Below are 12,792 nucleotides of genomic sequence, written 5' to 3' on the forward strand. Positions count from 1 at the left end.
CCTACCGCGTAAAAATAATCCATTGAAACAGTGAGCCTACAATTTTCCCAAGAACTAATGCTATTAATAAATAAGGTATATAATCATGAACATGCATCCTTCTTGCCAAAATAGGAAACACGTTTAATACTTCTGTCAGACCTGCAGCTAACATTCCGATAAATATGCCATGTAATAAGCCCCAATAAGCTTCAAATATTGGATGCGTCACAAACTCCATCTCACCAAATGACAAATAGATCCCTACCATCGCGCCTAAAACAACCGCCCATTCAAAATGCCTTATGAATTCCCGTGCTTTCGATAACTGAACTAATCTTGGAATGACACCTAAGACTGTTAAGAATGCCACAAACCCTGAGCCAACCGCTAATCCAGCTGATAAACCAACAATAATTTCAATAAGATAACTAATGATCATCACGATCCAACTCATTTTCATTGAACGTGACATATTCATATAAATTCTGATCATAATTAAACATTTCTACTTCAAGCGGACTTGGCTCTTCATTGAATTTCTTCTTAAGAAAGTGATTAAAGAAAAGAATCATTCCTATTCCTAAGCCGAAAGAATAAGGAATTTGCAACCATAAAACACTCCGATCAAGATCGTAAGCAATCATCTCATGTAATTGATCTTGAACAGCTGGCATGCTTACATCAAAATGAAAGTTCATAACTGCCATAGCAGCCCCAATAAACAATAAAGTCCATACAAAGAAGACATATAACGGATAAAGCTTAGGCTGACGTTTTTCTATAGCCAAAATGGTTTGTGTAGGACCAACTGTTTCAATATCTACCTCTGGATAAAGCTGTTTTAGTTTTTGAATGACATGGTATACATCAATGACCTTATACGTTAAATCAGATTCTTTAACTTCGTATATAAATAGGGTTAGAACTTTTTCACGTAGTGCCTCTTTACAACATACCCACGCAAGATCACCCAAACGAATGTGGTGACCTTTTCGCACGGAGATTTTTTGTTTTAGACGAACGTACACCACATCTGACATATTAAATCCTTCCTTAATTGATTTTCAGTTATATTATGTCCGATTCCATTTAAAGCATGTATTAACAATCCTTATAAATAACAAAAAGCGATTTCGCATTTTACGAAATCGCTTTTGTCATCAACTATGAATTTAGCCAATCTTCGAGTTTAGCTAAAATACTTTTTTCTAACCTTGAAACTTGAACTTGTGATATTTGCAGTCTTTTTGCGACATCTGCTTGTGTTTGATCTTTATAATAACGCATGTAAATAATTAATTGCTCTCGTTGATCGAGTTGTTCAATTGCTTCTCTTAGCGCAATGTGATCAAACCAATTAGAATCTTGATCAGCAATTTGATCCATCAAAGTTATCGGGTCACCTTCATTCTCATAAACGGTTTCATGAATTGAATGAGTCCCTTGATTAGCTTCAATCGCCAAAACAAGATCTTCTTGTGGGATTTCTAAAGCCTCACTTAATTCCTTCATTGAAGGTGAACGATTAAATTGCTTTGTTAATTCTTCGGTTTTTGCTCGAATTTTATGGTTTAACTCTTTTAACGATCGACTGACTTTAATTGTACCATCGTCTCTAATAAACCTTTGAATTTCACCGATAATCATAGGAACTGCATACGTAGAAAAACGAACTTCATAACTTATATCAAATTTATCAATCGATTTAATTAAACCGACACATCCTATTTGAAATAAATCATCTGCTTCATAACCCCTGTTAATAAAGCGCTGAACAACGGACCAAACCAGTCGAGTATTACGTTCAATAATCTTATCACGAGCTTTTGTATCTCCTTGCTGACTTTTTTGGATTAACGATATCAGTTCTTCATGAGACAGTGCCTGTGATTCTTGTACTTGAGTATTTTCTCTCATACACATCACTTCGCAATTGGCCGATGATCATGATTAAACCGTTTAACCAATGTTACTGTTGTACCTGTTTCAGAAGAATGAACATCAAGTTGATCCATAAAATTCTCCATAATAGTAAAGCCCATACCCGAACGTTCTAATTCTGGTTTTGATGTATACATGGGTTCCATCGCTTCGTGAACATCATCAATTCCACGACCAAAATCTTGAACCCAAATAGTCACTTCATCATCTTCAATTGAACACGCTAATATAACGACTCCTTCTTCATTTGCTTCATAGCCATGGATTATGGCGTTCGTTACAGCTTCAGATATAACCGTTTTAACTTCCGTTAATTCGTCTAAAGTCGGATCAAGTTGTGAAATAAAAGAAGCAATGACAACACGGGCAAATGATTCGTTTTCACTTTTCGCTGCCATTTCTACTTTCATATGATTAGTCATGATGCCACCCCCAATCGAGATAAGGCATCAGCTTCATTTGCTTCAGTTTGCACAACCTTAAAAAGACCAGAGAGCTCAAACAATCGTTTAACAGAACGATTAATCGAACACACCACCATTTCACCCTCTAAAGCTTTAACTTGTTTATAACGACCTAAAAACACACCTAATCCTGAAGAATCCATAAAGCTTAACTGTTCCAAATTCACAATGACATGCTTTATGTCTCCTGTACTAAGGTAACTTTCCCAATCCGTTTTCAATGTTTCAGCTTCATGGTGATCTAGCTCTCCAACTAAACGAATTAACAAAACATTTTCTTTTTGTTCAAAATAAGAAACAAGACCCAATAGCTTTTCCTCCTTTTTCAACATGCTATTGAACCTTGTTCTTCTTTGATCATTCTTATTCCTTCTAAAAAACAAAACTAGTGTCCATTCGACGCAAAAAGCTAATCATTTAGTTGTTTCAACATACGTCCCCAAAGACTCCATACGGAAGATGGTTGTATCTCATCTCTTACTACAAGTGGTGTTTCGTTGATGATTTCACCGTCTTTCTTCACTGTAATCTGCCCTAACTCATCCCCTTTAGACACTGGCCACCTAGATTTTTTAAGCGAGACATCTGTTTCTATATCATCGGAAGTTTCACCTTTTTTTAATAGTAAAGTGACATCACGTTTTGGGGTGAGATGGATTGGATTTTGACTAGATTTCACGTGATCATATTCATAAACTGATTCTTCACTAGAATAAAGTGGGTCAACATGGTACTGACTGAATGCATAATCCAATAATGCCGTTGTATCCGCATTACGTTTCTGTGGAGATTCTGCCCCCATCACGACTGAAATTAATCGCATATTTCCACGCTTGGCTGTTGCCGTCAAGCAATATTCAGCTTCATCTGTGTAACCAGTTTTTAGCCCATCTAACCCCTGATAAAATTTGACAAGGCGATTCGTATTAACTAACCAAAATTCATCATCTGTTCCTTCACGTAAATAATCTTCATATATCTTGGTATATTCCGTAATCATGTCGTATTCTAATAGCGCTCGTGCTATAACAGCCATATCATTAGCGGTACTATAATGATCCTCATCTGGTAAACCTGTCGTATTTTTAAATTGTGTATTTTCTAAACCTAAATCATCTACTTTTTTATTCATTTGATCAATAAAAGCTTGTTCTGTAACGGCCACCGCTTCAGCTAAAGCGACTGTAGCATCATTCGCCGAAGCTACAGCAACTGCTTTTAACAATTCTTCTACTTTCATTTCTTCAAAGGCTTCTAAATAAATTTGTGATCCACCCATTGATGCGGCATTCTCACTAATCTGAATGGTATCACTTAATTTTAATTCTCCTTCATTGATTGCTTCTACGATTAGTAACATCGACATAAGTTTAGTCATACTAGCTGGCGGCAACCGTTTATCACCTTCTTCATCAAATAAAACTTCACCTGTATCTGCTTCCAGTAAAACAGCAGATTTTGCCGATTTAACTAATGACTCCTTCTCGTTAGCAAATATAGTCGTTGGCATTAGTACACTGAATAATAATGTTATGATACATAGTTGACGCATTATTCAATCCCTCCATTTCTAATAGATATTTTTTCCAAAGAAACAGAAATTATGACAAATAAATTATAATTATAGAAAAGAGGAATTGATTGAAATACTAAAAAACCCAAGATGTCTCGTTTAGATACGAAACACCTTGGGTTGGAGATCTTATTTATTCAGAAACAATCGTTTTGATTAATGCTGGAGCTTCAATTTGTTCACTCGTAATGGTCATATTGTGGTATAGTTTTTCTTTAATTGAATCTACATTCTCTTGATTACTGTGAATCGTTACAAGGGATTCGCCTTCTTCTACGTAATCGCCGACTTTCTTATTAAGAACTAATCCTACAGCTAAATCAATGACAGAATCCTTTGTCTGACGTCCTGCTCCTAATAAGCTAGCTGCCTGGCCGATTTCGTCAGCAATAATTTCACTAACGTAACCAGATGTTTTAGCTGGTAGTTCAATTTGATATTTAGCATGTGGTAAACCATCAACATTGTCTACGACTGAAGCATCGCCGCCTTGAGATGAAAGGAAAGTTTTAAAGGTCTCAAGTGCTTGACCATTCTCGATCACGGCTTCTAATTTTTCACGAGCTTCAGCTAATGTTTCAGCCTGTCCACCTACTACTACCATCTGACTACCCAGAGTTAATGATAATTCAGTTAAATCTTCTGGTCCTTCACCGCGTAATGTCTTAATGGCTTCTTCTACTTCTAAAGCATTACCAATTGCTCGACCTAGTGGTTGTCCCATATCACTAATCACTGCCATCGTTTGTCGACCAACATTATTACCAATCGACACCATTGCCTTAGCGAGTTCAATTGATTCCTCTTCACTCTTCATAAAGGCACCTGCACCTGTTTTAACGTCTAAAACAATCGCATCAGCACCTGCAGCAATCTTCTTACTCATAATTGAGCTGGCGATGAGAGGAATCGAGTTAACAGTTGCAGTTACATCACGTAGACCATATAATTTTTTGTCTGCAGGTGTTAAATTACCTGATTGACCAATAACAGAAATTTTATTTTCATTCACTAGTCGGATAAACTCGTCATTTTCAATTTCAACGTGAAAACCTGGAACCGCTTCAAGCTTATCGATCGTACCTCCTGTATGTCCTAGTCCACGACCACTCATTTTCGCAACTGGAACGCCTACTGCTGCTACTAATGGTGCTAATACTAATGTAGTCGTATCACCAACCCCGCCAGTAGAGTGCTTATCAACCTTGATTCCTTCAATTGGTGATAAATCAATCGTATCGCCTGACTCAACCATACGCATAGTGAGTGTTGCACGTTCCTGTTCGGTCATCCCATTAAAATAGATTGCCATCGATAAGGCACTCGCTTGATAATCAGGGATGGTGCCGTCTGTATAACCATCGATAAAGAAATTAATTTCTTCATCTGTTAAAGCTATACCGTCACGTTTTTTTTCAATAATATCGTTCATGCGCATTAAAAGCGCCTCCTTTACATCGTTTGTATAATTTGTTTCACGAGTTGAATGAATTGTTGTCTTACTTTTTCAGTTGTTTCAATAACTTCATCGTGGGAGAGCGGTTGATCCAAGATACCAGCTGCCATGTTAGAAATACATGAGATACCCAAGACATCAATGCCAGCATGGTTAGCTACAATAACTTCTGGTACTGTAGACATACCGACAGCATCGCCACCTAATGTTCTTAGCATTTTAACTTCACTTGCTGTCTCATATGTTGGTCCAGTATTACCTACATAAACACCTTTACGAACAGACAAATTTAAGTCTGCAGCAGCTGCTTCCGCTAATTTACGTAATTCACGGTCATACGCTTCTGACATATCAGGGAAACGCGGTCCAAGTTCATCAATATTTTTTCCGATTAGAGGGTTGTCCCCCATGTTGTTAATATGATCTTGAATAATCATTAAATCACCAGGATCAAATGATTCATTAATGCCACCTGCAGCATTTGTCACTAATAGCTTTTCTACACCTAACTGTTTCATGACACGTACTGGGAATGTCACATGTTGCATATCATAACCTTCATAATAGTGAAAACGCCCTTGCATAGCGACGACTTGTTTCCCTTGTAGTTTACCAACAACTAATTGTCCCTTATGACCAGAAACGGTCGATTGAGGAAAATGTGGGATTTCAGAATATGAGATTGTAACTGGGTTTTCAATCTCTTCAGCTAATATCCCTAAACCAGAACCTAGAATTAGACCGATTGTCGGTTTAGAAGCGTTTAATTGCTGAGTAATATATTGCTCAGATTCTTGAATTTGTTTTAAGACTGACATAACTCCATCTCCTTTTCGATATCTTATCAAAACGCAGGGAAACAGTTTCAGCTAACTGTTTCCCAGACTATTTAATTATTTAGTTAAATCGTTTAAAAAGCTTTGTCCGTGTTCCGGTTGCTTAGTCTTAAAGTTTTCAGCAACTGTTGCACCAATGTCGGCAAATGTTTGACGTTCTGACATCGCTTGTCCAGTAGAAATCCCTTTGTGATAAGCAATTAATGGTACATATTCACGAGTGTGATCTGTTCCATGATGAATCGGATCATTACCGTGGTCAGCTGTAATTAATAATAAGTCATCTTCTTTTAATTTATCTAAGACTTCAGGTAAACGACGATCGAATTCTTCTAGAGCTTCACCATAACCTTGTGGGTCACGACGGTGGCCGTATTTAGCATCAAAATCAACCAAATTTAAGAAGTTTAAGCCATTAAAATCTTTATCCATGGATGCGACTAGTTTATCCATCCCATCAGAATTATCATCAGTGCGAATGGCTTCAGTCACACCTTCTTCATCGTAAATGTCTGAAATCTTACCTAAGGCAACGACATCATAGCCATCGTCTTCTAGGAAGTTCATCACTGTACGACCAAAGGGTTTTAATGCATAGTCATGACGATTAGATGTACGTTCAAATGATCCAGGTTCACCTACAAATGGGCGTGCAATGATACGACCAATCATGTATGGCTCGTCTTTCGTAATTTCTCGTGCAAACTCACAAATTTCATATAGCTCTTCGACTGGGATCACTTCTTCATGTGCCGCAATTTGTAAAACAGAGTCCGCTGATGTATAAACAATCAAAGCTCCTGTTTCAACATGCTCAGGACCTAATTCTTTAATAATTTCAGTACCAGAAGCAGGTTTATTGCCGATTACTTTCCGACCTGTCTTTTCTTCTAAACGCTTAACAAGTTCGTCTGGGAATCCGTCTGGAAATACACGGAATGGTTGATCAATGCGTAGTCCCATAATTTCCCAATGACCTGTCATCGTATCTTTACCAGCTGACGCTTCTACCATACGAGTATGATGAGCTTCTGGTTGGTCAATAGCTTGAACCCCTTCTACTTCACGAATATTACCTAGACCTAAACGTTCCATGTTAGGCATGTTCAAACCACCCATATGCTGCGCTGTATGACCTAGGGTGTCTGCACCAACATCATTAAAATGTTTAGCATCTGGTGCTTCTCCAATTCCCACAGAATCCATAACAATTAAAAATACTCGATTAAATGACATGTTATAAACCTCCACTTTCTATCCTTTATCTTGATCTTTCTGTAACCGCTTCAATTTTGAAAGCGAATTAATCTAAGGAAACGACTATCACTATATCATAATCTTGTTCCATTATGCACGGGGATGAAAATCTTTATAAATTTCTGTCAATCTTGCTTTTGATACGTGTGTATAAATTTGAGTCGTCGATATATCAGCATGACCCAACATCTCTTGTACTGCTCGTAAATCAGCCCCATTCTCTAATAAATGCGTAGCAAACGAATGGCGCAGCATATGAGGCGTGATCTCTTTAAAAATATGTTGCTCACGTGCATGCTTTTTTAGTACTTTCCAAAAACCTTGCCTAGTCATGGTATTCCCTCGATGGTTTAAGAATAACGCCTGATTTGTTTGATTTTTTAACAATTTGTGACGTCCATAATCAACATAATTTTGAATGGCTTCTTGTGCATGCTTACCAAGTGGGACAATCCGTTCCTTTCCACCTTTACCAACAATTCGAACGAATCCCATCAGAAGATGGAGGTCATCAATTGTTAACGACAGCAATTCAGAAATACGTAACCCTGTCGCATAAAGTGTCTCAAACATGGCTTGATTACGTAAATCTATCGGTTTATCACCTGAAACACTTAATAATCGCTCGACCTCATCATTAGTTAATACTTTTGGTAGTTGGCGTTCTGATTTTGGTCGTTCAATATGTAAAGTGGGATCATGTGAAATTTGATATTCACGCACAATAAACTGATGAAAAGATCTTAAGGTTGAAATCATTCTAGTTATACTAGCTGATGATTTACCATTTACTTTCATCTCATTTAGCAAGCCTCTAATATGGTGACGTTCTATTGCCTCAAGCGACGAAATATCTTCAGTTTCGGTTAAATAGGATATGTACTGTTTTAGGTCACGGCGATACGACTGAATCGAATTATCTGCCAACCCTTTTTCAATTTTTAAAAAATGTAAAAAATCTTGTGTGGCATCATTAATCATAATCTGGACCCCTTTTAGATCAAGCTAAGGTGCATCAACTTAATTATAACATGGCTCATTCTAAATGTACGCCACCATGCTTATTTAATAGCCATCATAAAAGGCCTTTTTCAATTTTGAAAAAGGCCTTATCACATATTAATTTAATTATGACAATTCTTGCATACCCCATGAAAGGTTAAACGATGGTCACGAACATCAAATTCAAATTTTGATTCGACAATGTCTTCTACATCACCGAGCAAATCTTCTTCAATCTCTGTAACTGAACCGCATTCAACACAGACTAAATGGTGATGAAAATGTTCAGCTCCTTCTTTTCTTAAATCATAACGTGAAACCCCGTCACCGAAATTGATTTTATCAACAACTTTAAGCTCGGTTAATAATTCTAGTGTCCGATAAACAGTCGCCAAACCAATTTCTGGCGCTTTATCTTTCACGAGGAGATAGACATCTTCTGCACTTAAATGGTCTTGTTCACGCTCTAGCAACACTCGGACAGTCGCCTCGCGTTGAGGTGTTAATTTATAACTTTGTGAGTGCAATTGCTTCTTTATGTTTTCAATACGGTCTTCCACTCGTATCTCTCCCCTCATGTCATACACTCATATTATAAAAAACGGGAGGTAGAGTGTCAAATTATAATAATTTTAAATTGCTCATAAAAATCATTATCTTTTTATAATAATTACAATTTATCAGCCATCCAACTTAAGGCATGAAAGGAAACCGAAACTTCCACTAACGAACCGAAACAAACTAACACAATCCCAATCACATAGGATTTTAAATAATGTCGGGTTGCATCTCCTAATGTCCGTGAACTTTGATGCTTAATAAATAAAATTCTCAAGACGTGTAACGTAAATACAATACTACTTGTTGTCATAATGAGATAAGCTGCGACAATGAATACATTCTGTGGCGCAATAGCTAATAATGATAAGAAAAAACCTTGCCATGATAATTGATGGACTAAAAACCCTACTGTAAATCCAACGACAACGCCTTTAAAAAATAACAAAAACCAAGCAACTGGTAATCCCACAAACGACAAACCAAATAGAAATATAAATGTTAGAAACTTACCATGCGTCCATAGTGAGTCTGTTAGATCAGACAGCCATATTCTTGATTCGTTTTGAACGGATTGAAAATATTGTTCAACAAAGAAAAATAAATCTTGTTGTTGTAAGAAATCAAGACTACTAACCATCATTGAACCAAACACAACCCCGATTGACCACAAAATAAATAGAAAGACGTAAAGACTCAAATAAGGTTGGACGGGTATTGTCAGTGCATTAGGCCAATACTTCATGCGATATCCTCCATTCATTTCAACTCTATTAAAACCCTATGTTAATAGAAATAAATGTAGAACATCTATCTTTTAAAATTAATTCATTTTACCATATCGGCCCCCACCACCCGGAGTAATAGCTAAATTACCTTCACGTAAAGCTATAATTCGAGAAGCGATTTGCTCATTTGTTACAGTTTGGATCTCTTCAAAGCTTGCATCATGAATCACATACATATCATGATGTAGATGCTTCCTTAATTTTGATAATGATTTAGGGCCTAATCCAGGAATATATTTTAATGGTACTTGTGAGATATAAGGAGGCCGTTTCGGTTTGACTATATGGCCTTGGCTCATAGCTATTTCATTTATACGATTTGGTACACCCTTTAATATTTTGGTTGAATGACAATATTCACATTGCGATGGATTATGAATTTGACGATGACAAGACTGACAAACTGATGAATAATACTTGCCTAGCTTGGGATTTAAACCATAGTTATAGCTGACTTTCGACTCACCCTTCTCTGATAAGGCTTGTCTAAGCGAATCAAAGCTTGGCTGTTCCAACGATAACGCTTGATATTCTCGACCTATCATTTCTAACGAATGTGCATCTGAATTCGTTAGAAAAGTATAATCTTTTAATTCACTAATAACATTCGCCATAGATGTATCGCAACTCAAACCAAGTTCAATTGCATCAATATCATTGGGCTCAAAAACTTCAGACAGGTGTGTCTTAACGCCTTTTCCGTACAAGCTTTTAAACGGTGTGAAAATATGTGCTGGTATGAATAACCCGCTACGAGCTTTTACTTCAGACTGTAATGTTTGAGCATCACAATAGATCCTTTGTGAACTTAAGTGAGGATTACTCACATAAGACTGGTACCAATTTGAAAATGATTTCATTTGTTTTAATGTTGGAACATAACACAAAACGTGAATAGGACCAGAACAATTGTGATCATAGAGTTCAATTTCACTACCAAGTAAAATCGTTAACTCTCCATCTGATAAACCTCCTCCTTCTAATTCCTCGAAACCATGCTCCTGTACTAACTCAAGACACTCTTCGAAAACGAATGGTGAATGTGCATCAATTATGCCAATCATATCGAGCCCTTTTGCTTCTTTGACAAATGAAATAATTTGATGAAGAGTTAGCTGATCTGATGCCGTAATTTTTACAGCCTGATTCTCTTTAGTACGACCGATATGAATATGGCCATCAAAATAATAGGTTTGCATCTATTTATTCACCCTTTAGACGTTCAACCATGACGTAATAGATCGCCTGAATTGTTTTTGCATCATGGATGCGTTCCATTTTAACCAAATCTAATGCTTCTTCTACTGTTACCTCAATTAGGTCAACGAATTCATCTTCGTCCATATCAGGGCGTTGCTCTAATAGGTTTAATCCTGTTGCTTGATATAAGTAAATAATTTCATCAGCAAAACCTGGCGATGTGTAATAGGAAACCAAATAGTCAAGTTGGTTTGCCTGATAACCTGTTTCCTCTTCTAACTCACGGTTTGCTGTTATTTTAGGCTCTTCTCCTTCTTCCAATTTTCCAGCTGGAATCTCAATAATACTTTTCCCTAATGCTTTACGGTATTGTTCGACCATCACGATCCGACCTTCATCTGTAAGGGCTAAAATACCAACAGCTCCAGGATGCCTCACTAATTCCCGCTTTGATACCTGCCCATCAGGAAGTTCAACATCTTCTACGTCAACATTAATAACTTTTCCTTTATAAATAGATTCTGTATGGATTGTTTTCTCAAAAAATTTACTCAAATTAGTTCACCTCGTATTCATTTTATCATAACTAAGTCAGATTATATGGAGGATCGAGCACACTTTACTAGTCAGATGAGAGAAGATCATATATGTTACAACAACAAAATAATCTTCCCATTTTGGTTTGTGCTCATTTTTTCAAAAGAAATTAATCGTCATGATAATTACTTTAATATTAGAGAGAATAAAGTGGTATCTAGACAATTTTGAGGAGGCTTTTAAATGGATAAAGATATGAACTATGGTGATGATTATAAATATATCCCGGCAACTTCTATAGGCAGCGGTGTCGGAATTAATGTATTGCCAGATTTGTACAGCCATACTATCCAGATCGTTAATATAATTTTAGTTGGCAGTAGTAAGGAAGACTTTGTTTTAGTCGATGCAGGAATGCCTGAATCTGCAAACGAGATCATTTCTGTTGTAGAAGAACGTTTTGGTCCAAATAGTCGTCCTAAGGCAATCATCTTAACACATGGTCATTTCGATCATGTTGGTGCAATAATCGACTTGATTGACCACTGGAAAATTCCTGTTTATGCTCATGAGTTAGAGTTACCTTTTTTAACAGGAGAAAAGAGCTATCCAGAACCAGATCCTTCAGTTGAAGGTGGTATGGTGGCAAAGCTATCATCAATGTTCCCTAATGAGCCTGTCAACTTAGGAGAGTATGTAGAAAAACTCCCTTCTGATAGAAGTGTCCCATATATGTCTGGTTTTAATTGGATTCATACACCTGGGCACACGCCAGGACATATTTCGTTATTCAGAGAAGATGACAGAACACTAATTGTAGGAGACGCATTTATTACAGTTAAACAAGAATCCCTTTTAAAAGTGTTAACGCAACAACAGGAAATAAGCGGACCACCAAGGTACCTCACACCTGATTGGAAAGCTGCGAAGGAATCAGTCGAAAAATTACAACAGTTGAACCCGTCTGTTGCCATTACAGGCCACGGAATGCCGATATCTGGTGAATTATTATCGGAGAGTTTAGAGAAATTGGTTCAAGATTTCGATCATATTGCTGTGCCCGATTACGGTGAATATGTTAATAGGGATGAACATTAACAAAGACTATAATGTAAATGTCTATAAATTCTTCATTGTAAACAAAAAGCTCTTCTCTTCCATCTTTTAATGATTCAGAACACAGTGACGTTTGTTTCTA

The 12,792-nt window shown here is 36.9% G+C and carries 15 protein-coding genes; 1 reads left to right on the forward strand and 14 read right to left on the reverse strand.

All coding sequences use genetic code 11. From position 1 onward, the window contains the following. Window position 1 precedes the first annotated feature (1 nt). The 14 genes from J2S77_RS02410 to J2S77_RS02475 all read right to left on the reverse strand — a co-directional run bounded on the left by J2S77_RS02410 (window position 2) and on the right by J2S77_RS02475 (window position 11,612). Window positions 2-421 carry a stage V sporulation protein AB gene (locus J2S77_RS02410; protein ID WP_306974921.1) on the reverse strand — a complete coding sequence of 140 codons (420 nt, stop codon included), beginning with the start codon at window positions 419-421 and terminating at the stop codon, window positions 2-4. Beyond that, window positions 411-1,022 carry a stage V sporulation protein AA gene (locus tag J2S77_RS02415; protein ID WP_306974317.1) on the reverse strand — a complete coding sequence of 204 codons (612 nt, stop codon included), beginning with the start codon at window positions 1,020-1,022 and terminating at the stop codon, window positions 411-413. Before J2S77_RS02415 ends, J2S77_RS02410 begins: the two co-directional genes overlap by 11 nt. 124 nt (window positions 1,023-1,146) lie before the next feature. Beyond that, window positions 1,147-1,899 carry an RNA polymerase sporulation sigma factor SigF gene (gene sigF, locus J2S77_RS02420; protein ID WP_306974320.1) on the reverse strand — a complete coding sequence of 251 codons (753 nt, stop codon included), beginning with the start codon at window positions 1,897-1,899 and terminating at the stop codon, window positions 1,147-1,149. A 5-nt stretch (window positions 1,900-1,904) separates the two neighbouring features. Beyond that, window positions 1,905-2,345 carry an anti-sigma F factor gene (gene spoIIAB, locus J2S77_RS02425; protein ID WP_167262453.1) on the reverse strand — a complete coding sequence of 147 codons (441 nt, stop codon included), beginning with the start codon at window positions 2,343-2,345 and terminating at the stop codon, window positions 1,905-1,907. After that, window positions 2,342-2,695, reverse strand: a complete 354-nt coding sequence (gene spoIIAA / locus J2S77_RS02430) for an anti-sigma F factor antagonist (protein ID WP_306974323.1) — start codon at window positions 2,693-2,695, stop codon at window positions 2,342-2,344. The genes spoIIAB and spoIIAA overlap by 4 nt, the downstream gene beginning before the upstream one ends. A gap of 101 nt (window positions 2,696-2,796) precedes the next feature. After that, the gene (locus J2S77_RS02435) at window positions 2,797-3,939 is read right to left on the reverse strand and encodes a D-alanyl-D-alanine carboxypeptidase family protein (protein WP_306974325.1); all 1,143 of its coding nucleotides are present in this window, start codon (window positions 3,937-3,939) and stop codon (window positions 2,797-2,799) included. Window positions 3,940-4,093: 154 nt separating this feature from the next. Next, the gene (locus tag J2S77_RS02440) at window positions 4,094-5,398 is read right to left on the reverse strand and encodes a pyrimidine-nucleoside phosphorylase (protein WP_306974327.1); all 1,305 of its coding nucleotides are present in this window, start codon (window positions 5,396-5,398) and stop codon (window positions 4,094-4,096) included. 14 nt (window positions 5,399-5,412) lie between these two features. Beyond that, window positions 5,413-6,234, reverse strand: a complete 822-nt coding sequence (locus tag J2S77_RS02445; RefSeq protein WP_306974329.1) for a purine-nucleoside phosphorylase — start codon at window positions 6,232-6,234, stop codon at window positions 5,413-5,415. 75 nt (window positions 6,235-6,309) lie between these two features. Beyond that, window positions 6,310-7,488, reverse strand: coding sequence for a phosphopentomutase (deoB, locus tag J2S77_RS02450; protein ID WP_306974331.1), 1,179 nt, complete (start codon window positions 7,486-7,488; stop codon window positions 6,310-6,312). A 111-nt stretch (window positions 7,489-7,599) separates the two neighbouring features. Then, window positions 7,600-8,487 (reverse strand): site-specific tyrosine recombinase XerD, encoded by an 888-nt coding sequence (xerD, locus tag J2S77_RS02455; protein ID WP_306974922.1) that lies wholly within the window; start codon window positions 8,485-8,487, stop codon window positions 7,600-7,602. Window positions 8,488-8,633: 146 nt separating this feature from the next. Then, window positions 8,634-9,071 carry a ferric iron uptake transcriptional regulator gene (gene fur / locus J2S77_RS02460; RefSeq protein ID WP_306974333.1) on the reverse strand — a complete coding sequence of 146 codons (438 nt, stop codon included), beginning with the start codon at window positions 9,069-9,071 and terminating at the stop codon, window positions 8,634-8,636. Between the two features lie 110 nt (window positions 9,072-9,181). Then, a complete protein-coding gene (spoIIM, locus tag J2S77_RS02465; RefSeq protein ID WP_306974335.1) occupies window positions 9,182-9,814 on the reverse strand; it encodes a stage II sporulation protein M in 633 nt (210 codons plus the stop codon). 78 nt (window positions 9,815-9,892) lie between these two features. Beyond that, window positions 9,893-11,056 (reverse strand): endonuclease Q family protein, encoded by a 1,164-nt coding sequence (locus J2S77_RS02470; RefSeq protein ID WP_306974337.1) that lies wholly within the window; start codon window positions 11,054-11,056, stop codon window positions 9,893-9,895. A gap of 4 nt (window positions 11,057-11,060) precedes the next feature. Then, entirely contained in the window at window positions 11,061-11,612 is a 552-nt protein-coding gene (locus tag J2S77_RS02475) for an NUDIX domain-containing protein (protein WP_306974339.1), read from the reverse strand. Between the two features lie 225 nt (window positions 11,613-11,837). Here J2S77_RS02475 and J2S77_RS02480 point away from each other — a divergent pair, with 225 nt between their 5' ends. After that, on the forward strand, window positions 11,838-12,692 hold the full coding sequence (locus J2S77_RS02480) for an MBL fold metallo-hydrolase (RefSeq protein WP_306974340.1): 855 nt from the start codon (window positions 11,838-11,840) through the stop codon (window positions 12,690-12,692). Window positions 12,693-12,792 lie beyond the last annotated feature (100 nt).

The organism is Alkalibacillus salilacus (assembly GCF_030812915.1).
In the GTDB taxonomy this organism is placed as follows: Bacteria; Bacillota; Bacilli; order Bacillales; family Alkalibacillaceae; genus Alkalibacillus; species Alkalibacillus salilacus.